The sequence below is a fragment of the Acinetobacter sp. CY79 genome, from assembly GCF_059515845.1.
In genome coordinates, this window is record NZ_JCAKMY010000040.1 from 1 (window position 1) to 25,513 (window position 25,513).

Below are 25,513 nucleotides of genomic sequence, written 5' to 3' on the forward strand. Positions count from 1 at the left end.
TGCCGCCAGCGTTCAATCTGAGCCATGATCAAACTCTTCAGTTTAATATTGCTTAGTGCCTATAGGGCACCAATCTTGGCTCATCAATCTTCTGACAAATATTTCTCAAATAAACTTCGAGTCATTTTTACCATCAATCAATGAAAATAATTTCGATCAATCAATCAGTAAAAATCCACACAAGTTGTTCTTCATAATCTCTTAATGATCTTCTTGCTCTTCGTCAGAGACAAGTTCAACACAATACATCTCAACAACTTAACCTGTTCAGCTAAGTTCGTTTGCTGTATCGCGTCGGGATGCTGCGTATTCTATACAGTTTTATTTATCACGCAACCCCCATTTTATCTTAAAAACATCGAGTGTTTATTTTTTAATCCAAACTCATCAATTAAATGATCTTATGATTAATAAATGACCCGATATTTAATAAAATGCTTCATATGGTGAGGTTTAAGATGATTTTAATTGAAAAATACATAGCTCACGTCCATTTTTAAGTATAAAAATCGAAATTAATTTTGGCTGGTTACATACATCAGCTTTTGTACGTAACCTTATTATCTATGATAAAAAAAACTCCCAAATCACATAACCAATGCCAAAACCCAAAAATGAATAAAGAGTAATAATGAAAAATACAAAACTCGCTTTGTTTTTCTTTTTTAGAAAACTCATATCGCTTGAACCTTTAACATAACTTAATTGATTCTAGCTTATCCAACTACTTCATCAAGCATAATATCTAACTGATTTTTGACTGATCTATGTCAATAAAATTGATGGATTATTTATAATAAAATTAGTTTTTCTGCTGACTTAATATTTCTATAACATAATAGATCAACAACACCATCCCTCATCAATCACTGTATTGACCTAAGTAAGCCTTATATCATTATCAAGTGCTACGCCCCCATTGAGGGGTATCATTTACTTAAATAAATCTAGAAGCTAAATCCTAAATTTAAATTCACTCGATACATCCACTTATCACTATTGATTGAATCAGCTGAGGTAAATCCAGTACCATTACTCGCGCCGCCAATAATATTGGCATTTTTACCCCATGTATAATCTGCCCAAATCATAAAAGGTGAAGCGATAAACATTGCACCTGTGGTGTTCATCTGTGATGCATCCCAATCACTGCGTTCTTTATCTAAATAACTATAGTCATTGTAAAAACGAATTGCTTTCAGTTTACCCATATCTTTAATTGGTAAAGTATAGGCAAGGTTTAGACTCCCTATCGTTCCTTCTGAAGCAATAAAATACGATGGTGTCAGACCATTGGCCCCCATAAGGGTCATATCATTGCTAACGCCCGCTGGATTTTTAGCATCATATTCATACTTAATCACAGACGATTGTAAATTCCAACGTTCGTAGTTACTGTTGGTATGAAATCCCACTGCATAATATTTACCGTCATCATCAGTGATTTTATTATGCAGTTGCGATACCGAACCAGATAAGCCAATTTCATGTTTACCTAATGTTTTCGTTTCTAATTTATGTACAACGCGAGCATTAAATTGGTTGTGTTTTTCATTTTGATAAGCCGCTTGGAAAGGCAAATGATTCTCTGAAAAATCATCATAGGTTCCAGATTCTGGTGAATAACGTAAATCAGCATCCAACATGCGTGGATAGTAACCCAACTTAATATCCCAGTCTTGATTGTTAAAATTCCAATTCACCCCGGGTGCAATATTGTTTCCATAACCTAAGAAAAATGGAATGTGATACGTCCAACCATTTTGCGGATAGGGATATAGCACAAATGGCTTATACACTAAACCAGCTTCAATACTTTGATTTTGATCAATGTTATAGCCCACATACGCTTTTTCGATTGAGGTCATTTCTTGATCTTGGATAATCGGGCTGGCATTCAAATAAAAATCGCCATATTTCCCTTTGAGATCTAAGCGAAAGATATCGAAATCTAATTTTCCAAATCCACGATTATCACTGGGTTGCCATTGTTCATAACGGTGATTAAAGCGAATTACTCCACCCACTTCAAATGAATTTGCACCATCCTCACTTTTCCATTCCAATGGACTGTCTTTTGCCATCAGCGTTGTAGACAAACAGGTGGTTGCTAAAAGTAAGGCTGTCACTAAAATTGTCTTTTTCATTTTTGCTTTCCCTAACATAATAAAAAAAATTAGTTTTATATTTAAAACAATGTTTAATTCTTATTTTACTTAAAAAAAATTCTATCTCTGAGCGATCAGTTCAACTCAATCAACCGTATCCATATAAAAAGAGATAGAACATCTTTAAGCTTTCCATTCATTCCCTGACGTATTTTCAGATTAGTACAATTTCTTTTGTGGTGGACCTGCAAATTTAAGTGGACCAATCGAGTTCATATCTAACTCAATCACGGCAGGGCCATTCAAATCAATGGCTTCTTGAATGGCTGTTTTGAACTCTTCTGCGCTACCTACTTTCCAGCTTTTCACACCCATAGATTCGCCTAAAGCTTGATAATCTGGTGTATGTAGTTCATTGAAATATTGACGACCACCGAAGTAGTTATTTTGAATACCACGCATGACCCCATAACCACCATCATTCATAATCATCAGCACCATGTCGGTATTTTCTTGCGCCATGGTTGCAATTTCACCAATACCTAACATGAGTCCACCATCACCGACTAAACCCACGACTTTCTTGCTTGGATTGGCAATGGATGCACCAATGGCATGTGCAAGACCTAAACCAATCGCACCTGCAAGTGAGTGAATATTTTTATTGGGTGTTTGTACGGGAAATAAACGACTCCCCCAAGTACTGCCCGACATGGTGATGTCACGTACAAAAATGCCATCTTCAGGAAGTGCTGCACGCAAGTGATCACAAATCAGTGCATATTGATCCATCTGTGTACGCAAAGCGTCAATCGCATTTTCACGCGCTGATTGAATCTCTGCATCATAGGTCGCATCCACTTTTGATGTGCCAGAGAGTGCTTTCACAACTCGTGCAAGTGTGTCTTTCGCATCTGCACAGATAAATTGACCAATTTTGTAGTTACGTTGTTGTGCTACTGGGTTTGCATCCACCTGAATTATATTTCCAGGGAATACCACTGAATACGTTTTGGTTTCGTTACTACGCAAGCGTGAACCTACCACAACCAATAAATCTGCATCTTGTAGTAATTTTTCAACTGCTGCAGAATTATGAAATGCCCCTAATGTACGTGGATGACTATCTGCTAAAACTCCACGTGCATGCGTCGATGACACAACAGGGATACCTAAATCCGCTATGGCTTTGACTTCTTCAACTGCTTTTAATGTACCACCACCAATCCAAAATACTGGACGTTTCGCTTTTTTAATTGCATCAGCAAAGACATTGATCTCAGCTTCATCTGCTAGCGGAAGTTGCAGTGCTTTTACAGGACCCAAGTTAGCTGGTAATTCAATTTCAGCTGCTTGTACATCAATGGGAATTTCAACACTGACAGGTCCCATCGGTACTGTGGTTGCCACACGAATGGCTTCCCGAATGACACCAACCGCATTGACTGGGCTGGTAATACGAAATGCTGCTTTGCTTGATGCTTTTAAGAAGGTCAGCTGATCTTTGGTTTCGTGAATAAAGCTGGCATCACGGTCTAAATATTCACGTTCAACTTGCCCTGTTAAATGCAATACAGGACTTCCAGCATTCATGGCTTCAATCAGTGAACCCACTGCATTCCCTGCACCTGCCCCTGTACTTGTCAGTGCAACACCTAAACCTGTGAAACGAGAGTCCGAATCCGCCATCGTCACACAGCCTGCTTCACCACGGGCTGCAACAAAACGGATTTTTTCACGGCGACCTACTGCATCTGCAATAGGTAAATTATGAATAGAAATTACGCCATACATACTTTTGACTTGGTGTGCTTCTAAAACACGTGCGATTGCTTCGCCTACATTTACTTTTTCAGTCATTTCATCATTCCTTAATTTTTTTAATTTCAAATCTATTGTGCAATGGTGGTTTAGTCAGACCAAGGATTGGCTTGCTCGTTTAAACCGAGATAAATACTTTTTTGTTGCATATAAGACAGAATGCCTTGGCGACCTTTCTCACGACCTATACCACTGTCTTTAAATCCACCAAAGGGTGCGCTGATTGAGAACTTTTTATAGGTGTTAATCCACACGGTACCCACTTCTAAAGTGCGGGCAATTTTCCATGCTTTACGATAGTTTTCTGTCCAAATCCCTGCGGCCAAACCAAAGCAACTGTCATTGGCTTGTTCAATTAAATCTTGTTCATGGTCATAAGACATCACCACAAGCACAGGTCCAAAAATTTCTTCTTGGCACGTTTGTGCGCTGTTTTTTAAGCCTGTGATAATGGTGGGTTTATAGAAGCTACCTTTTGCAAATTCACCCTCTGTAATGGCCTCACCACCTGTAATGACCGTACCGCCTTCAGATTTCGCAAGCTCTACATAACGATGTACAGATTCCAAATGTTTTTGATTAATCAATGAACCCATGTGAACATCTGGTGTTTCAGGATGACCTACGCGTAAGCCTTTGGTAATTTCGACCAAACGCTTCAAAAACTCATCGTAAATGGATGAATGAATAAATAAACGTGAACCTGCGATACATGCTTGTCCTGCTGAACTGAAAATGCCGTAAGCAATGCCTTTGGCAGCAATTTCAATATCTGCATCAGGAAATACAATTGTAGGCGACTTTCCACCCAGTTCTAAGGAAGTGGTAATCAACTTTTCTGCGGCAATATGCGCGAGATGACGACCTGTGGTTGTACCACCTGTAAATGAAATTTTGCGCACCAAAGGATGCTGTGCAATGGCATCACCAATGACTGAACCCCGACCTACAAGTACACTTAAAATACCTTTGGGTAATCCTGCTTCTTCAAAGATTTTTGCAAGTTCTAATGCAATGAGCGATGTTGCTTCAGCAGGTTTTAGAATCACTGCATTACCTGCTGCGATTGCAGGTGCAAGCTTTTGAACTTCACTTGCAATGGGTGAGTTCCAAGGCGTAATTGCCGCAATCACACCCACAGGTTCATATACGCTCATGGTCATAAAATCAGATGCGCGCTGAGTAGTGAGTTCCTCATTAAACGTTTCACAGGCAGCCGCATTAAAACGTGCAGTTGCAGCAGCACTCATCACTAATGCACGTGTTTCAGATAAAGGCTTACCATTATCACGTGTTTGAAGTTTTGATAATTCATCTACACGTGACTCAATAATATCTGCCACGCGATACAAAATTTTTGCACGCTCATGCGGTAATGAATTACGCCACTCAGGCTTACGCCAAGCTTGATCTGCTTTCACAATGGCTTCTTCAACATCTTCTAAAGTTGCTGTTGAAATTTCGGCATTCACCGAGTTATCTGCTGGAAATAGGCTTTGAATCACATTCCCTCGACCAAGACGCCACTCACCTGCAATATAAATTTCTTTTACCATGGCACTCACCTATCCCTTTTAAATCTGAATTGCGTCTACGCTATTTCTGCATGCACGAATCACACTGAGTGCTGCCAATGTTGAAGTTTTTGGATTACTTTCCAAAGGCACACCAATCATTTCTATACTCATTTGACCAAAGCGACCTGTCGCCACAATGGTGTGTTTGTTTTGACGAATATGTGGATCAACCGTTAATTCAACTTGAGTTTCATCCATACCAATGCCTGCTAAGGCAATGGTTGCTGCAACATTGGCATTTGCAGGAAAGTTCAATGCCGCTTCACGTGCTGTACCTTTGTAGAAAACTGTTGCTTCTTTTACAGCATCTAAATCAATGAGCTTTTCTGCATAACTACCACGCCAGCTATTTGGACTTTTACAGCCTTTATAAGTGACTTTTTCCAAGCCGCCTTCTTTGGCAGCTGCAATACCATCGATACCCGCAATCGCACCTGCCAATAAATGGAGATGTGCACCTGACTGTTCTGCGGTTTTCTGTAGTTTTTCGAAATATGCTGTATCAGCTAAAGTACCTACCGAAATCAGACCAATGGTCCAACCTTTTGCCAAAACTTTTTCAGCATGTTCTTTCACAGCTGCCTGACCTGCTACCTCAATGACATAATCTGGCTCACCCAAACAATCATCAATGTTTGAAATCACTTGTACATCTGCTGCAACCTTCTGCTTTACACTTTCAACACTACGCTCTGGCACAACCACCCATTTCAGCTCAAGGTCTTTAGGTAAATGAGCAAATACTTCATTTGCCATTGCACCGAATCCAATCATCATTAACTGTTTCATAAATTCACCTTATAAGTGCTTATTGAAGCCACCAGACACATCTATGGTTGAGCCTGTTGTGTATGAAGCCAATGGAGATGCAAGAAATACCAAAGCTTGTGCAGGCTCTTCAGGTTTGCCTAATCGTGCCATTGGAATGCCACGTTTTTTCGCAATATTGCCAATCCATTCTTCCCACGTTTGGCTTTGATCCGAACGCTCTGCAAAACGGCGTTTCCACTGTGCCGATTCCACCATGCCAAGCAAGATTGAATTCACACGGATGTTGTACTGTGAAAACTCATGTGCCATTGAGTGCGTTAAATTCAACAAGGCAGCACGTGCTGAAGAAGTCGCAATCATGTGCGGTTCAGGTTGTAAAGCAAGCAGTGAATTTACATTGGTAATAGAACCAAAATTCGACTGCTTTAAAGCAGGTAAAAATGCTTTGATAGGATGCAATACACTGAAATATTTCAGTTCAATTTCTTTTAACCAATCTTCATCTTCAGTATTTTCAAAGTTTGAAACACGTCCCTGACCCGCATTGTTAATTAGGAGGTCAACACCACCAAATTCTTTTTCCACACTTTTTGCAAACTGAATAACATCGGCTTTATCTAGAACATTACATGTGGCTGTTAACAGTTTTGCATTTGGATAACGCGACAAAATAAATGCTTTTGATTCTGCAAGGCGTTGTTCATTACGACCACACCACGCCACATTGGCACCTTCAGCAACAAGGAGTTCAACCGTTGCCAGTCCAATGCCTGACGAGCCACCTGTGACCACTGCATTTTTCCCATTCAATTGGAAACTCATATCCATAACTCACATAAACGTTTACTTAAGCGATAATAAAATTTGATTAAATTGTTCTGCTTGGTCGAGATAACTTAAATGCCCAGCGTCTTCTATTGGATATCGATGAGCGAATTTATAGGTATCCGCCAATGCCTGAATATCTTGTGCAGGGGTAATGCCATCTGACATGCCCATGACGACGTGCGTGTTTTTTTGCTGTTGTTGCAAATAAGGTTGTATTGCGTCGTAAGCCAGTAAATAAGATGCATGCGTAAAACCATCTAAGCTGATGTCTTGCATAACAGCCGTAATCAGTTCCATCGCATGTTGTGTTGCATGCGCAACTAAATAAGGTCCACGTGAATGTGCCATTCCCGTTGCACCCAATTCTTTCAACATAGTGGGTCTTTTTTCAAAGACATCTTTTTGTTTTTGAGCATCAAAACCTTTATATCCTTGCGCTACATTCGCAAGAACTAAGGCACTCACACACTCAGGATATAAAGCATGAAATGCTGCAGCCTGTAATGCGCCCAATGAATGTCCAACCAAAATAACCTTGTTTAAATTCAACGCATCTAACAGACCTTTTAAACGTTTGGCATAGTCCGTTGCATTGGGTTGTGCTGTATTTAATACATCTGATTGACCGTAGCCTGGTGCATCCCAAGCAATGATATGAAAGTCACGACTTAAATCTTGCAGTTGTCTAACCCAAGAACCCGAACCCGAACTAATGCCGTGGAGTAATACCAAGGTTTGTCCTTGCCCTGCTTCTCTATAAGACTGTTTTACACCGTCGAATTGAATGGTTTTCAATTCAAATTGTTCGAGTTGCTCGATATAAGTCATGACTTCCTATCCTGAATAAATTAACGCTTGATTTGAGACAATGGATGCTCAGGTGGATAGTTAGGAATGGTTGGCTTTCCAGTCCCTAACATCACACACATCAATGCATCTTCAGTCCCTGGATTAAACAATCCGCGGTAAATCCCTGGTGGAATTGAAATCAAGTCACGCTCTTTTAAACGTGTAGAGAACTTCTCACCTTCATGTTCAATGAATAAATCAATTTCACCACGAAGCATAAAAAACACTTCTTCTACGTCATGATGAATATGTAAGGGGCCTTCACACTGAGGTGGTAGCACCATGGTTGAGAATGTGAAGTTCTCAGCCGGTACAGTGTTACTATCATCAGCAACACCCGTTGCACCTGTACCCATATAACGCATTTGTGCACGGCGATATTTAGGATCGTAATCTGCTTGGAACTTCAGTGCGTCAAAATCATATTTACGCGTTTCAAAGCGAGCAATACGTCCACCAATCCACTCTTCGAGCGTTTTATTTTCTGGTTGTTTCCAAGATTCAAATTGTTGAGTTGACATGAAACTCACTCCTTCAAGGTTTGGACAGAATCGTCATGACTCAAGATCTCATTCAGTCCGTTTGTTAAATGCTTATTTACGAATCACGACATGTGACATGCAAACTTTGTTTTTTAGTACTTCTTCAATAATGGCGCTAAGAAGAACGAACCAACGACTGCAACGACTGCAAGGAATGTAATACCTAGATTGAAACTGCCTGTTTGCATCACAATTGCGCCGATAATGACTGGCGCCGCCGCACTGGCAAAATTACCCAATCCATTAAAGATCCCACCTGCTGTCGCACCCACATCTGCTGTTGTGATACGTGCCAGTAATGCAAATACTGCTGCAACACCAAAGCCCCAAGCCATCGCACTCAAAGACATGGCTAAAATCACCATCATTGGATGGGTTGCAATGACCATGAGGTACATAAAAATACCTGCGACAAATAATCCACCACTGACTTGAATTGCACGTTTACCCATCTTGTCTGACAAGACAGCACCGACAATTTCACCAATCAACATGGCAATGAACGGGAAACTGGCATAGATACCAAACTCTTTTAGATTAAATCCTTTGTCTTGAATCAAATATGAAGGTACCCAACTGTTGAGCCCCCACAGGTAAGTCATCAAGGCAATGTTAAAAATACAGATCAACCAAAATGCACTGTTGCTTAAAAGCTTTTTCGTATTGGCAACATGTTCTTTAAAGTTGACGCGCTTTGCCACACCGTCCAAATCTACAGTGCGTTTCAAATTGAGATTTTTAAGACCAAAGTAAGCCAACAGCATGACAACAAGCGTTAAGGCTGCCATTACAAAAAATGTAGAATGCCAGTCATAATGGGCTAAGACATAAGCGGTGATTGGGAACCCTAGAAATGCACCAATGGGTGTTCCAAGTAAAAACATCGTCGATGCCCGTGCTTGCTGACGATCGGTATAGGTCTGTTTCACAATGGTATAAGCCAATGCAAATAACGGTCCTTCAGCCAACCCTAATAAGATTCGCAATACAACAAGGGTTGTAAAATCAGAGGTGAAACCCATGGCAAGCATGAGTAAACCCCATGAAGCTACACTCCAAAGCAACATTTTTTTCGGGCAAAAAATATCCCCTAAAAAACTTAAAAACATGGATGAAAAACCGTATGCCAATAAGAAGCTGGTCATCAACCATCCGAGTTTTGCTTTGTCTTGACCAATACCCATTACATCGATGAATGTTGCATCTGAAAACAGAACAGCAATACTGATTTTGTCAAAAAATGCGAGGATCACACAGATCATTAAAATGACGGCTGGTGTCCAATGTTTTATACCTGTCTTTGTTTCACTTTCCATGTTACGTTCCTTCGAATATGCGCTAAGTGAGTTGGCTAGTCCTGTTATTTCAATTTCATCAGATTGAATTCTGGATCTTGTAGTTGTCGTGGATCTAAGGTCTTTGCACTTGCTAACCATCTTTTTGCAAGTTTTACTAATTTGGGATCATTGACTGCAATCATATTAATCAGCTGATTTTTTTCATTCAGATAGAAAAAGCATTGCTGAGTAAAATGTGTTTTACGTGTAACCACTTGTGCAATTTCATCAGGTTGATACGTCCCCAAAATTTGAATATTGCATTGATATTGATCTGACCATAACCAAGGAATATCTTGATAGGGTGTCAGTTCATCTAACATTGATTTTGCTGCGGAAATCGCCTGGTTTTGTGCATTTGCCCAAGATTGAATGCAATACCCTAAAGCTGGATGTATTGCGACATCACCTGCTGCATAAATATCTGGATCAGAAGACTGACCATATTCATTCACAACAATGCCATCTTTAACCTCTAGCAATGCAGCGGCAGCTAATTCTTTGGCAATTTCAGCGCCTGCACCAACCACGACACAGTCAAATATATGTGAACTGCTCTCCACGTTTTGCACTTCAATTTTCTGATTTTCAATTTCATTCAGATTCAATTGAGTCGCATTTAAATGAATTTTGGTGCCCGCATCTTCATGTAAGTTTTTTAGAAAAGTTGAAACTTCTGGACTTACGCTTCTTGCACAAAGACGAGAACCATACTCAAAAATTTCAACATTTTTAGCTTGCTGACGTGCTGTTGCCGCAATTTCAAGACCAATCCAACCACCGCCAATCACCGCAATGTTTTTCGCTGTCTTAAATTGTTCTGCTAAGTTTTGGCAATCTTGAATATCGCGCAGGGTGTAAACATTTTTAAGTTCTGACCATTGCGCGACTGGAATACGAGCACGGCTTCCCGTAGCGATCAATAACTTGTCATATGCAAGCGATTTCCCACTTTGCAACTGAACCGTCTTAGCGAATTTATCGATATTCACAGCAGAATCGGGTTTGTGCCAAATCAATGAGAACGCATCAATTTGCGCTGCTGAAAATAAATTTAAACTTTCTGTAGACGCTTCTTGTGCTAGGACTTGTTTTGATAAAGGTGGGCGTTCATAAAAAACTTGATCTTCATTCGATACAACATGAATTTCACCGTTATATCCTTGGTTTCGTAGGGTATGAACGGCCCAACCCGCAGCTTGCCCAGCACCGATAATCACAATTTTATTCATATTGTCGATATCCTTATCTTCGATTCATTACGCTGGTTTTACTTGACGACGTGTCTCGTGATCCAAGCCACCCTCAATCGCCCACTCTGTAAAGAGTTCTAGACGATGTTCTTCTTCACGTGGTTGCCATGCTTCAGTTAAGTAGTCATCGTTGGTGTAGTACTCAAATGCACCGCCCAATGGCGAATTTACATACCAAAAATATGCAGATGAAATCGGATGACGACCTGGACCAATAAATGTTGACCATTGCTGACGGTTCATACTCAAACCACCACCAATCACTTCGTGAATATCACGAACCACAAAGGCAACATGGTTTAAACCCGCTGGTTTATTGGGAATAGACAGTAGGAACAAATCATGATGGAAACCCTCGCCTCGGCAGCGCAGGAAAGCACCTCTATCTGTATAAGCATCAGATAAATGAAAACCTAATTTTTCAATATAGAAGGCTTGAGTAGTTTTTAAATCTGGTGCGAAAAATACAACATGACCAATATCAACAGGCTCTGCTTTTTCATAAACAGGGCTAGCAGCATTTACACGCTGAACGTTACCAAATTGGTTAATGCCTTCTGTACGTGCTTGAGCAACATCTTTCGTAATCGTTTTTTCAAAAACAATCGTCATGCCATTTGGGTCAAGGCACTGAACTTTGCTTTCATTTGCAACAAACTTTGGTTCAGCAGAAAGCTTTGCTTTTAACGCTTCAAGGTCTTGATCATTTTCAACCCCCCAAGTCACTTCACGTAATGTAGAGCCTGCTTCAATTGCTTCTGGTAAACGTGCATCTGCAATATCAAATAAATAAATTTTGCAGCCATTTTGGGTTTGATATAAATCTGTACCCTCAATATCCGAAGCAGTTGCTGTTAAACCAAAATCGGTCAAAAAGGTTTTCGCTTCAGCTCGGTCTTCAACACCAAATTTTAGAACTTCAATACCTGTGATCATGTGTTGCTCCTTAATTAAATACAAAGCCACCATTCACAGGAATGTTTTGACCCGTCACGAAAGAAGACATATCCGAAAGTAGATAAATCGCTGTGCCGTTTAAATCCTGTGGATGTTGTTGACGTTGTATTGCTCGTCCATTGACATACAAATCATGACGAGCCTGAGGTACATATTCGGTTGCTTCTACAAGCGTTAAACCTGGGCTAATGGTGTTGACACAGATATTGTCTTCACCCAATTCGCGTGCCATAGAACGTGTCATGGAAAGAATCGCACCTTTACTTGCAACATAAGCCATTAAACGTTGTGCACCCCACATTGCGGTATCCGATGCAATATTGACAATTTTCCCTGAACCCGCTTTTTTCAGGTGCGGAACACAGGCTTGTGTGACCAACCAAGTGCCTTTCACATTGACAGTCATCACGCGATCCCAAAGATCTTCGTCATATTCCATCATTGACACACCGCCAACACCTGTTGCGAGAGCCGCACAGTTAATTAAGCCATCTAAGCCATTTAACATTGCAACCGCTTGATCAACGCCTTGCTGAATAGATGCTTTTTGACTTAAATCAATGTTAACTGCAGAAACATCTAATCCTTGTTCAAAGAGTGCATTTGCTTCTTGGTTTACCAAATCCGCCAAAATATCTGCCATGACAACTGATGCACCAGCTTCAGCAACAGCTTGAGCGAAATCACGCCCCAAACCCCGTGCTGCACCGGTCACAAGAATGCGTTTACCCGCTAAAATTGGCAGATTAGCCATGAGACGCTTCCTTCATATCAATACGGTTTTCATGTTGAGAACTTTGAAGTGATGCAAACTTTTGAAGTTGCTTTTCTGCTTCTTTTTTCATTAAACGGCGTAAACGTGATAAGCCCACATCATGCTGATAAAGGAATTCATGTTTACGGGCATTGGGTGCAAGGTTTTCTAAAATAATGCGGTCTTGCTCTAATACATCCCAATGCAATTGCTCTAAATGATTGCGATATAAAAAGCGCCATACATTACGTTGCCAGCCTGAAACTTTACGGCAGCGCCAAAAGAACACGCGTGTATTGTTTTCATCAATTGGGGTTGCAAAACCAACAATCCAGAATTCACCACCTGGACCAAACTGCTTACGATAAGGAATAGATAAACGTAACCAAGCTGTACCTGTTTGACCGTATTCAACCCAGTCAAAGTTCACGCCTGTTTGACCTTCTTTTTCAAACACAAAGCCATCTTTGGTCGAGCGATGTTTCATTGCTGCTGTTTTTTCACCATCCGCCATTGAATGCGATGTGCAATGCAAATACGTACCGTGCATTGGATCCATCACGTTATCAACTGCATATTGATGGTTCACTTTCCAGTCTGCCATACACAGGAATGAACTCCATTCTTCGCTTGCTAGTTGATCTGGAAGTACAAGTTCAGCAGGAGCTTCGTTGACATCAATACCAAACCAAATAAAAATTGCACCGTGTAGCTCTTGAACTTGATAAGTTTTTACACAGTCGCTGCCTTTCAATGGACAGTCATGTACAGCAGGCACATCTTCAACCACACCATCATGACGAACTTCAACACCGTGATACCAACATGCAATACGGTTACCTAAGTTCCAACCTAAAGATAGACGTGCACCACGGTGTGGACAACGATCTTCCAATGCATGAACCTGACCTTTATCATCACGCCATACCACAATGTTTTCGCCTAGACGTGTAATACCAACAGGATTCGAACTTACTTCCCAACTTGCCAATACTGGATACCATTGGTCACGCAAACCAAGATCTAAATATTGTTCAACATTCATTTCTGCAATAGTCATCATGATGTCCTTATCTGTTAATAACCTAAACGTTGCATTTCAGTCGAAAAACTTCCGACTGACCACAAATCGCCAGATTCATCTCTAAATCCTTGACCATTCAATGCATTTACCAAGTCATCTAATTCAGTGATACCATTCGTGAAAGCAGTAATTAAATGCTGAACAAAATCCTGCTCATACGGGCTTGGCTCTTTGTAGCGGTTTTGCCATACCAAATGCTCGACCTGACCTGGAATCTGAATATTATTAATACCAGCATCACTTGAAGGCGTTGCCTTGATCCATCTCGCTAGTTTTTCGTTATATTGCTTCATTTGAAATCTTCCCTAATCACTCAATGTTTAAAGTTGAATCTGAATTTCTTCGTTCTCAACTCGGACAGGATATGTGCATAAATCGCGGCAACCTGGTCCACTCTCTAAACGCCCCGTCGGAATATCGAAAATTGCTTCATGCAACGGACATTCAACAGTTGAATCTTCAATGAAACCTTCAGTTAAAAGTGCAAATGCATGTGGGCAAACATTCTCAATCGCAAAATACTTTTCTTCGATCATAAATACCCCGATCTTCTTTTCATTGATCTCGATCGCTTTAGGTTCTTCCTCTGCAACCTCATCGATCTGACATACTGAAATCCAATTCATCAAAAAAACTCCATGTTTTACATGCAAAACATTATTTATTATTTAAAACTTAGTATCAGGATAGTATTTATGCAAAATAAATGTCAAACATTATTTATCAATATAATTCAGTAACTTAATTTAAAAAAATATTTAGTAACGTTTCAAATAGGAAATTTTGTTTTACCTACAACATTTTTTTTGAATTTTATAATGTTAAAATGGAGTAGCGAATCCCTAAATTGGGGTAAATTTAAATATCATTGTTAAGGTTAATTTTTAAATGGACTCTACTGAAGCTGAACTTAGATTTGATCCAGAAGCGCAAAAAAATGAAGAGCGTTATTTAGTTCCAGGCTTGGTAAGAGGTTTATCAATCCTTAGATTGTTTGATGAGCATAATCAGGAAATGACGATTACTGAAATTGCAGAAAAATTAGATGTCAATCGGTCAAGTGCTTTTCGCTTAATTTACACCTTAGAGTTCTGCGGCTATCTCCGAAAAATGTCGCAAAAGACTTATGCTTTGAATAGCAACGTTATGGAGTTAGGTTTCAATAGCCTTTTGAAATCATCAATTACCGAATTAGCTTCGCCACTGATGCGTGAGCTACGCGATAGAATTAAAATTGCGGTACATCTTTCTATTTTAGAAAATACCGATATTGTCTTTATTAGCAATATGCAATCGACGGGTGCATTCACAAGCAATATCCATGTGGGAACCCGTTGGCATGCTCATGCGACCGTGATTGGGCAATTATTATTGGCAAATATGTCAGAATCTGAAGTCATCAAACGGTATCAAAATTTTAAAAATTGGGAGGTTTACTCTGAGATGACCCCCCGTAATTTAGAAGAGTTACTCGCACGCTTGAGGCTAGTCAAACAAAAACCCTGCATGATTAGTTGGGGACATTTTAATACCGATATGGCTGCGTGCGCTGCTCCCATTTATAATCAGTCAACACAACAGATTACAGCTGTACTCTCCGTTAGCTGTCCATTAAGTACCTACAGTGAGGCTGAATTTACACAAGACGTTTCTAAATTAGTCATTAATTATGCTGATAAAATTTCTAAATTTATTTATAGGTGATAACCAATTTAGCTAATTGATAAGTTAAATCACTTCTTAAAGCTTATTGACATTCGCTGTGCAAAGAATAGCGAGAAAATAAAAATTCAATCGCCAAATTGAATTCACTTTTGCTATGTCACACACTGTATTGAACCAAAACATTTAAAAATATGATCTACCAATCAAGATAGATAGAAAGGAAGCACCAGCTTCCTTTTTAAATATCCTATAAATGAAATCACTATATATTTTATAATGTCTAATTTAAATTGATTTATTAGCCAATACAGCATCTGATTCTAACTTCCTTGCAAGCAATCCCATTGCAACTAATGCAACCAATGCACACGGAAACATAGAAAAAAGCACAGCTGAGGTTCCTCCACCAGAGCTTAAAATAAAACCAGCCATTGCAGGACCAACCATTGCGCCTACACGACCAATCGCATTTGCAGCACCTACCCCTTGACCACGATGTTCAGTTACGTAGGTAAAACTACTAAATGCATAAGACAAGCCATTACTACCAATAATAAAGAAGCCAGTAAATGCGGCAGCCATGTACATTAGCGTGAGTGTGGGCGCACTATTCATTAACAGTAAGCCAATTAATATGCCCACATAAACCACACTAATGATAATGACTTTATTGCCTTTATCAATCAGACCCGTAAATAACAATGTCCCTACAGTCGCGCCAATTTGGAAAAAAACTTGCGCCATACTTCCCTGTTGCTTTGAGAAACCCAATTCGACAAATAATGATGGCAACCAACTCAACATGATGTATAAAAGCATGGCAGTAAAGAAACACCCTACCCAAAGGAGCAAAGTTTTCAAGCTTTGATTTTCATTAAACAATGCTTTTGAATAACTTTGTGGCTGCTTAATCTGCTTAATTTCTTGATATTCTCTAGATTCTGGCAGATAAGCAATCATAAATGGTACGATCAAGAGTGGAATGATCCCACCTGCATAAAAAATCGCTTTCCAATCATTTGAGCTATCAAATGCAACCCATAATGAAATTAAAATAGCGCCTATGGGCATGCCACAATACATCATTCCCACGGATTTACCTTTATTCTCGAGTGAGACTGATTCCGATACCATCGCAATCAAATTCGGTAAAGCTGCACCAAATCCTAAACCCGCTAAAAAACGTACCCACAACAATCCGTAATAAGTTTGAACAAAAACGATCGATAATGTGAAGATAGAAAATAATATAACTGAGCCAATGAGTACTTTTTTCCGTCCAAAGCGATCAGCATAGTAGCCTCCAACAATCGCACCAGGAAGTAACCCAAATATCCCAACACTAAATAACACACCGAGTTGGGACGAATCCAAACCGAAATGTTCCTTGATTGATGATGCTGCGACACCAATCGCTTGAATGTCAATTCCTTCGATCATAGCAATGATAAAACAGATCACTATAGTGATATTAATTTTGCTGTTTTTTTGTGCATAATCCATAACCTTCTCCTAAAACTTCCATGTGTAGTCAAGCACCATCCGTAGTTCTTGAGCTGGTTTGAACGCTGATGTGGGTGCAAAATTATTGTCATAGATCGCATATCGGGTTCGTGCATTCACTCCCCCGATATACTTAATATTCTTTGGAATGCTGTATTGCAGATCAAAAGCCCACTCATCTTCTTTTAAATTACTCCCTCCGTATGCAGGCAATTCGATGTTGTCACCTCTACTGTAACGTGCCGCAAATTTCAAACCCTCTACTAAATCTTTTAAATCAACATCATATCTAAAGCTTTTGACTCTTTCTTTAGGGTTAAGAAAGTCAGTGCTTACACCATCTAGGAAAAATAAAACTTCGCCACCTGTTAAATATGGAAAAGCGGTATCACCATAACTATTTAAAATTCCAAATGAAAATTTGTGAATATCGTGCTTAAGGCTAAAATTTGTTGCAACCAAGGTGTTATCCACTGGTCCCGAAAGTTGTTTCCCATCTTCATCACTACGATAAAACTTTAAATCACTTAGCACTGCTAAATGTTCACTCAGGTCATGTTCAGTTTTTGCCATAATGACTGTTTGTTGATAGAGATCTTCAACTTTTGCTGTATAGGCACCGACTAAATTTTTTTTGTCTAATTGATGTTCAATTCCGGCATAAAAAACATGGTCTGTCGCTGCCCCAATAAACTTCCCATTCGCACCTGTAATTCTGATGTCTTCATAGTCAGTGGAATCACGATGGTTCACCTTATTTAACCATCCCACTGTGATCAGGCTTTGCTTTAGATCTTTACTCTTCAGCTCGGCACCTCTATATACCTGAGGTAATAACCGAGCTTTAGATGCAAATAAAACAGGAGTAAATGGCATCAAAGTACCGACTTTGAGTTCTGTTTCGCTGTATTTTGCTTTAGCTGTAATACCGATTTCACCATATGCATCGGCAGCCTCTCGCGTACTTTTATCGACTGGAAGAAGTTGGGCACCTGTTTGCAGATCATCTGCATGTAGTTTTAATCCTGCCATCGCTTGAACATCTACACCCAAACTAATTAGGCCTGGGGTATAACCTGACTCAACATTCAGTATGAAACCTTGAGCCCATTCTTTTAATGCAGATACATTTGATTGTTCGGTGAAGTTACGATCATAGTAATAGTTTCTAGTCGATAAACTGACTTGCGTATCTTCGATAAAATCCTGTGCAAAAGCACACTGAGAAGATAGCAGTAGGTAAAATAATATTCTTTTTCTCATAATCCTTCCTGAATTATATTCACTCAGCTTTCAACGATCTTGTTGAAAGCTCCTTTGTAAAGTCCATTTTATTTGTATGCAAAACAAGGTTTGCTTTTAAATTTAGGTATAAAAAAAGGTTCTTTTCAATCAAGAACCTTTCCACTTATAAATCTAAGACTAAGATTTTAGATTTTGAACGTGAGCAACATGGTGTAAAAACTTTATTGGAGTCACGCTCCTCATCCGTTAACAACATATCTCTATGATCAGGCTCTCCTTCAAGTACATTGGTTAAGCATGTGCCACAAATCCCTTGTTCACACGAAACAGGAATTGAAAATCCATTTTTTTCAAGAGCTTCAGTTACGGATTCATCAGCAGCAATTTCAATTAATTGTCCAGTCGATGCTATTTTTATTGAAAAATCAGAATTACAACTCTCTACACTATTTGCCGAAAAATGCTCCTTATGTAAATGATCATTTAACCAATGATATTTTTCTGCTGTCTTAAAAATAAAATCCATAAATCCATTTGGACCACATACATAAAGATGCTCATTTAAAGCAGGCTTGCCTAAAACGTCATCAACATTAATCTGCTGATTACGATCACCATCAATATGAAAATGGATTTCCTCAGAGAACTTTTTCTTTAGAATGTCTCTAAAAGCAATAGAAGATTCATCCTTCACAAAATAGTATAATTTAAAAGGAATACCTCTTCTTTTTAAATTAAAAGCCATTGATAATATTGGAGTAATCCCAATACCGCCTGCAAATAAAATGGCTTGATTAGTATTTTGGTGAATTGGAAATAAATTTCTCGGTTCACTGATGTGAACTCGATCCCCTATTTTTAGTTGATCATGAATAAAGGAAGAGCCACCACGTGAATGGAGATCATTCAATACTCCAATAACATAATGATTACGTTCTGAGTCACAGTTTGAGAGCGAGTATTGACGGGTTAACCCATTCTCCAAAATTAAGTCGATATGTGAACCTGCTGTGAACATAGGCAGTTCACAACCATCTTCAGCAACCAACTCATAACTTCGAATACTTGGCGTTAAATCAGATATTGATTTAATTTGAACATACATATTGAAATTCCATCTTACTTTTTGACAGCAACACAATCGTTAGATTTCGACGATATCTAAATCCCTTTATTCAGAATGTGCCCTTTGATCTTCATTTTTATTTGAACCGTGTACGGCAAAAACAGTCGCGCCCTCCATCTTTTGACCCACTGCCTGTTCATAAGCAATTCGAACTTCATCTGGCTGACCTGCTTGACCAAAGAAATCTTTGAGATATGGACCCAATAATGGGTGTTCGGACAGTTCTTTGCGCGCTAAACCTTGAATCAGTTCATCACGGCATGCTGAAGGTAAAACAATATCTTTATTCAATGCTTTATCAAAAATCAGAGCCTTAGGTACAAAATCTGGATTATTTTTTAACTGATCTAGCTCTTCAAAGAAACGACGACGCATCATGACAATACCACGATCACTTTGACCTAGATTTTCACGGCTTCTATCCGTGATAGCCCCTTGACCCACCCATACAACAAAGTCTTGATTGGCCACATGAGAAGTAATCCATCGACCTGTTTGCGTATCCCTTATTGGACCATACCAAGAAGGTATTTTATCCTGTTGATAGGGTTCTTGTTCTGATGGCACACGGCTAAACACCCAAAGTACACTTAACGTATTTTCGTCATCAATGGGCACTCTCCACTCAAAGTGGTGACCTAAATAAAATCCATTCGGCCATAAAGTTACGCGTCCTTGTGTCCACATTGGATTATTTTCATCTTCATGATCACGTAAACGATGATAAGTAAAACCATAATCAAACTCTTTGAATTCAAGTTTTAAATGTGTTGGCACATAAGGCCCTTTTTCACCTGTTTGACGGATTGCCCAGTTGTTATGTGTCCATTCAAAATGGATTGGATCGATAGAGTTTTCTTGACACTGGAACCAGTTACAAGGAAGTTCGGCAAAAACCGCTTGGGCAAAGCCATTTTTATAATTAAATAAATCCCAATCTGGCAACTCAGGAACAGGTTCAGGCCCCATATAAATCCACAACATACCGACTTTCACTTGCACACGATATGCTTTGATTTTGGTTTTTTTACACATTCGTGCTGACGGATCGCACACTTGTTCGAAGGGTTGTTCGATACATTGACCTGTTTCATCAAATCGCCAACCATGATAGCTGCAACGAATACCTTCTTGTTCAACAAATCCATACAGCATATCGGCGCTACGATGCGGACAATGACGATCTACAGCACCATACTTCCCACTAAGGTCCTTGTACAAAACAAGATCCTCTCCCATAACACGTATTTCCTTGATGGATTTCTCATCAAATTCGCTTTCACCAGCGATCGGATGCCAATAGCGACGTAAATATTGGCCCATTTCAGTATCAGGGCCTACTTTTGTCAATCTTGCATTTTTCTCTTCTGTGAGCATTATCTGTCTCCCTGCTTGTTTTACCTGCAAAACATTATTTATTATATCAATCAATTTAATTTACAGCCGAAAAAAACCTTTGTCAAAATTATTTGAAAAGGTTTGGTGATTTTTAAGTAACAATGTGAAAGTAAAACTCTCTGTTGCAAAACACTATCTGAAAATTTATTCAGCATCCCAACTGCGAAATGAATAAGCCTGCACTTACAATCTAGCGAAATTGTATTTCAATTGGGTTGATCCAACGAATGAATAACATGCTCAATCAAAAGGTTAATGAAGTGAAATCAAACTGGTTTCGATATAGCAATTCAAAGTCTTATTACCCCTGCCGTTTGAATTTAACCATTTCAAATACCAGCCATATTGATATCCCGGTATTGTAGAAGGCAAAATTTTATTGTTAATACAATTCACTCTCATAAAAGTCGTAATGAATTAGATCTACTTCTTGACTCTATTGCCTAGAAGTTTTAGATAAAGGTGAATCAGAACGTAATAAACATCAGTCTAAATGTCATTGCTGATGAAAGTGCTATATATAGATATAGGCTAAAACTTGATAATTAACCCAAATCCTGCTTAAAGAAATGAGATTATTCATCTTGAGACTTATCCATCATTTTGAGCATAAAAAAGTCTATTCTTTGGTCTGATAACACTAAAAACTAATCATAAAATTACATTGAGCTTATGATTTTAAAGAAAAATCCTTATCCGCGATTCGGGTTAATTAAGTTCTTTAAAGATTTTCAAGAAGGATGTGATTAATTCGTAAGGATTGGAAATCTAGTTGATTTAATTCAATGTGATGAATCTTTGGTTCTATCTAAAAAATGTACAGCCAAAATAGCAAGATCAATTGAAAGAAATGAACTATTAAAAAACATTCAAAGGTGTATGAATAATCTTTTAAAAAATTGATCTAGATATCATGTCCAAAGTATGTCGAAACCCTAAATACATTCCATCAAATTATGAGAAATAAACTTCATTCAAGTGACTTTTCAAGCCTAGTGAATGAGATTCATACGCGCATAGTAGTCCTCAACAAATTTATCGATTTAGCTTGGGCTCATACCCAAGTTCTCAATTAAATTTTTAAGCACTTGGGTAATTAAAACATTTCAATATTTGAGTAATAAAGTTTAGTAAAATAGCCATGCCTTTTTATTATCAGGCTTAACACGGAAGTAAAAGCCATCACCATCTAGCTCTCTGTATTCTTTTAATTCTGTCTCAAGCATTGCTTAAACGGTGTCTGCTAAAGGTTTGATTTCTTATATCTGATCTTTTCGTTCTTCTTGTATCCCTTTGACTTCTGGAAAATGCAAGGGATACATGACATGTATCCCTATAGTTAGTTATGTTGGCTTATGTTCAGGCATAAAAAAAGGCTTAAACCCTTACAGTTTAAGCCTTTCCACTTTATATTCCGTCATGTTGAGGTATATAAAGTTAGTGTTTTGGTGGGATGGCGTCAATTGAACTGGAAATATAAGTTATTATTTTTAAATATAAATTTAATTTACAAAAATTACAGTGTACACCGCAGTGTACAAATTATTCTTTGCTAGGATATTTGCTAAGAGCATATTTCAGGATTTTTAAAGCTCTTCCTCGCACACCCAAACCTTTTATTCTTGAATCATGTCATCATTGGTATAGCTGTTTTCTCTATTTTTTATAAGGGGTGAATACCCACTTCATATGGGTTAGTTTAATGTTTTTCACTAATGTTTTAGGGGGATGTAAAAAGTTAAAGTATTTAGGATCAGATGACCGCCCCTTTAATCACATTTTCAAAGAAATAACTTAAAATGAAAGCGTATAGTCCTGCAAAACTAAAAAAAGCTAAAATTTTATTGATCTTATCTTTAATAAAAAATATTGAGTTTAAACTTAATGATATTGTTAAAACTGTAAAAACTACAGAATAAACGGTAATCCAATAATCGTACATTTCCATAAATCACCAAATTCATTTTAACAATACTTTTTTAATAAAGTGATTACATGAACAGCAATAAGTAAACTAATTAACCCGAATCTTGCTTATGGAAGTGAGACTATTCATCTTAAAATCCATCGATCATTTCGATCACGAAAAGACTGTTTTTTGATCGGATAATGCTAAAAATTCATCATAGACTTAGATTTATCGTAAACATCCGCTGAACCCCATTGCTATGTTTTAACGGGGTTCAGGTTTCCAGCGGTGTGGCAGTAATTCTTCTATTTGAGTCACTTTATGTGTCGGCAACCTTTTCAGCACATCACTTAAATAGGCATACGGATCCAGCCCATTCAGTTTTGCTGACTGGATTAAAGTCATGATATTTGCCGCTCGCTGACCACTGCGCAGCGAACCTGCAAATAACCAGTTCTTACGCCCCAAAGCCCAAGGCCGCATTTGATTCTCTGCCCAATTATTGCAAATAGGTAGATTGCCATCATCCAGATAACGGCTTAAGGCTTCCCAACGTTTTAGGCTGTAATTGATGGCTTTAGCAGTTGCAGAGCTTAAGGGTACTGCAAGTTGATGTTGTGTCAGCCATTCATACAGTTGCTGCATAACAGCTTGACTATACTGTTGCCGGTACTTATAGCGTTGTTCTGCTGTACCGTCGGTATTTTTTCTTATTTCAGCCTCTATCGCATAGAGCTTCTGAATCAAGAACAAAGCCTGTTCTGCAATCTGACTTTTTCCAGTCACATGCAACTCATGGAATTTACGACGTGCATGCGCCATGCAGCCCACCTCAATGACCTGACCTGATCTAAAGCGTGCTTTGTAGCCACTGTAATCATCACAGACCAGATGACCCTGCCAGCCTTTCAGGAACTCTTCAGCATGCTGACCTGAACGGCTATCCTGAAAGTCATAAATCACGGCTTGAATTGGATTATATTGAGTTGTTGCATAAGCCCAGACATAACCTTTCTTCGGTTTTTTATCTTTATCATCCATCCGCATGATGGTGACAGGTGTTTCATCTGCATGAATCACCGCTTGCTGTAGGATCACCTTCCTTAATGCATCGGTTAGGCCTTCTAACTCTACACCACAGCGACCTATCCAGTCAGATAAGGTTGATCTGGACAGATCAACACCTGCGCGTAGAAAGATTTGACGTTGACGGTACAGTGGTAAATGATCGGCATATTTAGACACCAGTACATGGCTAAGCAGTTCAGGTGCAGCGATTCCTTTCTCAATCACATAGGCCGGCATTGCTTGTTGGGTCAGTGTGTCACATTGATCACACACCCATTTGCCACGCACATGCTGTTCCTTATAGAACTGTGCCGGTCTGAAATTCAGTTTTTCACTGATATCTTCGCCAATACGACGCAAGGTGCAGCCACAAGCACATTGGGTTGATGCAGGTTCATGCTCAATACGGAGGGTTGGCAGGTGATCTGGCAGTGGTCGACGTTTAGGTTTGTTGACTGGGGCTTTCTGCGCAGCTGCATTGGTTTTATCTGCATTCAGCCGTTCCAGTTCCAGATCAACCGCAGCAATATCTTCTTCGACCGCTTCGTCCCATAGATGGATTTGTTTTGCGCTTAGATGTTCGTTTTTACTGCCGAATTTATGCTGTTTAAATAGCGCAAGCTCATGCTCGTATTTTTGATTAAGAATGGAAAGATGTTGATTCGTGACTTCAAGATGTTGAACTTTGGCATCTAATTGTTGTTTATCTTCTGCGAGTTGTTGATGCTGCAGCGCCAACTGCCGGGTAAATTCCAGCAGTTGTTCATGGGTCAGTTGGCTTAAATCAGGCAGCGTATTCATGACCGCAGTATGGCTGAGATCATGAATATGTGTAAATAAAACGTTTGGAGAATAGCAGAATGGATGAGCTTGGTTTAGAGCATATTCACCACCTGCTGTAAGCCGATTCTCTGCCAGGGCAGACCCTGAATTAACGCCTGTAACTGTTCCGGGCTGATCGCCACGGTTTCACCCTGGTGAACCTGAGCCCAGTGAAATTTGCCCTGTTCCAACCGCCGGGCACACAGCCAGATGCCCAGTCCATCATGCACCAGTACTTTCATGCGATGGCCACGTTTATTACAGAACAGGTAGGCGCAGTGTGGTTTGATATAGCCAAATGCTCTCAGCACCTGAGCCATGGCAGTATCCATACCTGCACGCATATCCATCGGCTGGGTAGCAAGCCAGATTTCATCGATACGGATCATTTGATCAAGCCCTGAATTAAAGGCAGTAATTCCTTTGCCGATTCCACCGGCCAGTCGATCTCGATCATCTGATCCCGTGCGGAACCTTGTTCCTTATGCAATGGAATCCTGATATGAGCGACAGCATTCTTCTCTGGCACAGGTGGCGGAGGTGCTTCTTGTCTGACTGGAGTCGGGTGAAGAATGATGGGAAGAAAGTCGGTCTGTGGACTGGATGGGCTTTTTAATGCAGGGGGCATTGATCTGGACTGGCGAATCCATTTATGCAGCAGATTGGCATTGATCTGATGTTGCATTGCAACCTTAGCTACTGACGTATCTGGCTGCTGGCAAAGCTCGACCAGGTACTGTTTAAACTCAGCTGCGAAGATTCTGCGGGTTCTTTCTGTCGTTTGTTCAGTGTCTATAAAAGTGTCTAAGGCCATAAACATAATGTCCATTTAATAAATAATGGACACTATCGGGATATTGAGCAAATAAGAAAAGTGGGGTTCAGCGGACGCTTAC

General features: G+C 39.4%; 23 protein-coding genes. 1 reads left to right on the plus strand and 22 read right to left on the minus strand.

Annotated features, from left to right (window positions below):
• Positions 1–564 precede the first annotated feature (564 nt).
• From AC5YCE_RS13920 to AC5YCE_RS13990, 15 genes are all read right to left on the minus strand, one after another.
• Entirely contained in the window at positions 565–678 is a 114-nt protein-coding gene (locus AC5YCE_RS13920; protein WP_496126376.1) for a hypothetical protein, read from the minus strand.
• A gap of 269 nt (positions 679–947) precedes the next feature.
• Positions 948–2,147: a hypothetical protein gene (locus AC5YCE_RS13925; protein ID WP_496172441.1), complete on the minus strand. Its 1,200-nt coding sequence runs from the start codon at positions 2,145–2,147 to the stop codon at positions 948–950.
• A gap of 180 nt (positions 2,148–2,327) precedes the next feature.
• Complete coding sequence (locus AC5YCE_RS13930) at positions 2,328–3,968, minus strand: thiamine pyrophosphate-binding protein (protein WP_496172442.1); 1,641 nt, start codon at positions 3,966–3,968, stop codon at positions 2,328–2,330.
• 50 nt (positions 3,969–4,018) lie between these two features.
• A complete protein-coding gene (locus AC5YCE_RS13935; RefSeq protein WP_496172443.1) occupies positions 4,019–5,485 on the minus strand; it encodes an aldehyde dehydrogenase in 1,467 nt (488 codons plus the stop codon).
• Positions 5,486–5,503: 18 nt separating this feature from the next.
• Positions 5,504–6,295, minus strand: coding sequence for an aspartate dehydrogenase (locus tag AC5YCE_RS13940; RefSeq protein WP_496172444.1), 792 nt, complete (start codon positions 6,293–6,295; stop codon positions 5,504–5,506).
• 9 nt (positions 6,296–6,304) lie between these two features.
• Positions 6,305–7,099, minus strand: a complete 795-nt coding sequence (locus AC5YCE_RS13945) for an SDR family oxidoreductase (protein WP_496172445.1) — start codon at positions 7,097–7,099, stop codon at positions 6,305–6,307.
• Positions 7,100–7,120: 21 nt separating this feature from the next.
• Complete coding sequence (locus AC5YCE_RS13950; protein WP_496172446.1) at positions 7,121–7,933, minus strand: alpha/beta fold hydrolase; 813 nt, start codon at positions 7,931–7,933, stop codon at positions 7,121–7,123.
• A 20-nt stretch (positions 7,934–7,953) separates the two neighbouring features.
• Entirely contained in the window at positions 7,954–8,475 is a 522-nt protein-coding gene (locus AC5YCE_RS13955; protein ID WP_496126383.1) for a cupin domain-containing protein, read from the minus strand.
• A 113-nt stretch (positions 8,476–8,588) separates the two neighbouring features.
• Entirely contained in the window at positions 8,589–9,812 is a 1,224-nt protein-coding gene (locus AC5YCE_RS13960) for an MFS transporter (RefSeq protein WP_496126384.1), read from the minus strand.
• 44 nt (positions 9,813–9,856) lie between these two features.
• Entirely contained in the window at positions 9,857–11,065 is a 1,209-nt protein-coding gene (locus tag AC5YCE_RS13965) for an NAD(P)/FAD-dependent oxidoreductase (RefSeq protein ID WP_496126385.1), read from the minus strand.
• A 27-nt stretch (positions 11,066–11,092) separates the two neighbouring features.
• Positions 11,093–12,022: a VOC family protein gene (locus AC5YCE_RS13970; RefSeq protein WP_496172447.1), complete on the minus strand. Its 930-nt coding sequence runs from the start codon at positions 12,020–12,022 to the stop codon at positions 11,093–11,095.
• Between the two features lie 10 nt (positions 12,023–12,032).
• Positions 12,033–12,797 (minus strand): SDR family oxidoreductase, encoded by a 765-nt coding sequence (locus AC5YCE_RS13975; protein ID WP_496172448.1) that lies wholly within the window; start codon positions 12,795–12,797, stop codon positions 12,033–12,035.
• Positions 12,790–13,857: a Rieske 2Fe-2S domain-containing protein gene (locus tag AC5YCE_RS13980; RefSeq protein ID WP_496172449.1), complete on the minus strand. Its 1,068-nt coding sequence runs from the start codon at positions 13,855–13,857 to the stop codon at positions 12,790–12,792. The genes AC5YCE_RS13975 and AC5YCE_RS13980 overlap by 8 nt, the downstream gene beginning before the upstream one ends.
• 17 nt (positions 13,858–13,874) lie before the next feature.
• A complete protein-coding gene (locus AC5YCE_RS13985) occupies positions 13,875–14,174 on the minus strand; it encodes a recombinase-like helix-turn-helix domain-containing protein (RefSeq protein WP_496172450.1) in 300 nt (99 codons plus the stop codon).
• 27 nt (positions 14,175–14,201) lie between these two features.
• Positions 14,202–14,507: a non-heme iron oxygenase ferredoxin subunit gene (locus AC5YCE_RS13990; protein ID WP_496126390.1), complete on the minus strand. Its 306-nt coding sequence runs from the start codon at positions 14,505–14,507 to the stop codon at positions 14,202–14,204.
• 262 nt (positions 14,508–14,769) lie between these two features.
• Between AC5YCE_RS13990 and AC5YCE_RS13995 the strand changes: the two genes are divergently transcribed.
• Entirely contained in the window at positions 14,770–15,585 is an 816-nt protein-coding gene (locus AC5YCE_RS13995) for an IclR family transcriptional regulator (protein ID WP_496172451.1), read from the plus strand.
• Positions 15,586–15,831: 246 nt separating this feature from the next.
• Here AC5YCE_RS13995 and mhpT read toward each other — a convergent pair whose 3' ends face one another.
• The 7 genes from mhpT to AC5YCE_RS14030 form a co-directional block, all read right to left on the minus strand.
• Positions 15,832–17,049, minus strand: a complete 1,218-nt coding sequence (gene mhpT / locus AC5YCE_RS14000) for a 3-(3-hydroxy-phenyl)propionate transporter MhpT (protein WP_496172452.1) — start codon at positions 17,047–17,049, stop codon at positions 15,832–15,834.
• A 9-nt stretch (positions 17,050–17,058) separates the two neighbouring features.
• Positions 17,059–18,312: an OprD family outer membrane porin gene (locus AC5YCE_RS14005; protein WP_496172453.1), complete on the minus strand. Its 1,254-nt coding sequence runs from the start codon at positions 18,310–18,312 to the stop codon at positions 17,059–17,061.
• Between the two features lie 145 nt (positions 18,313–18,457).
• Complete coding sequence (locus AC5YCE_RS14010) at positions 18,458–19,399, minus strand: PDR/VanB family oxidoreductase (RefSeq protein WP_496126394.1); 942 nt, start codon at positions 19,397–19,399, stop codon at positions 18,458–18,460.
• 66 nt (positions 19,400–19,465) lie between these two features.
• Positions 19,466–20,797, minus strand: coding sequence for a Rieske 2Fe-2S domain-containing protein (locus tag AC5YCE_RS14015; protein WP_496172454.1), 1,332 nt, complete (start codon positions 20,795–20,797; stop codon positions 19,466–19,468).
• Between the two features lie 2,194 nt (positions 20,798–22,991).
• Entirely contained in the window at positions 22,992–24,596 is a 1,605-nt protein-coding gene (tnpC, locus tag AC5YCE_RS14020) for an IS66 family transposase (RefSeq protein WP_496171426.1), read from the minus strand.
• Positions 24,597–24,670: 74 nt separating this feature from the next.
• Positions 24,671–25,006: an IS66 family insertion sequence element accessory protein TnpB gene (gene tnpB / locus AC5YCE_RS14025; RefSeq protein WP_496125721.1), complete on the minus strand. Its 336-nt coding sequence runs from the start codon at positions 25,004–25,006 to the stop codon at positions 24,671–24,673.
• Positions 25,003–25,431, minus strand: coding sequence for a transposase (locus AC5YCE_RS14030; protein ID WP_496125720.1), 429 nt, complete (start codon positions 25,429–25,431; stop codon positions 25,003–25,005). Before AC5YCE_RS14030 ends, tnpB begins: the two co-directional genes overlap by 4 nt.
• Between the last annotated feature and the right edge of the window lie 82 nt (positions 25,432–25,513).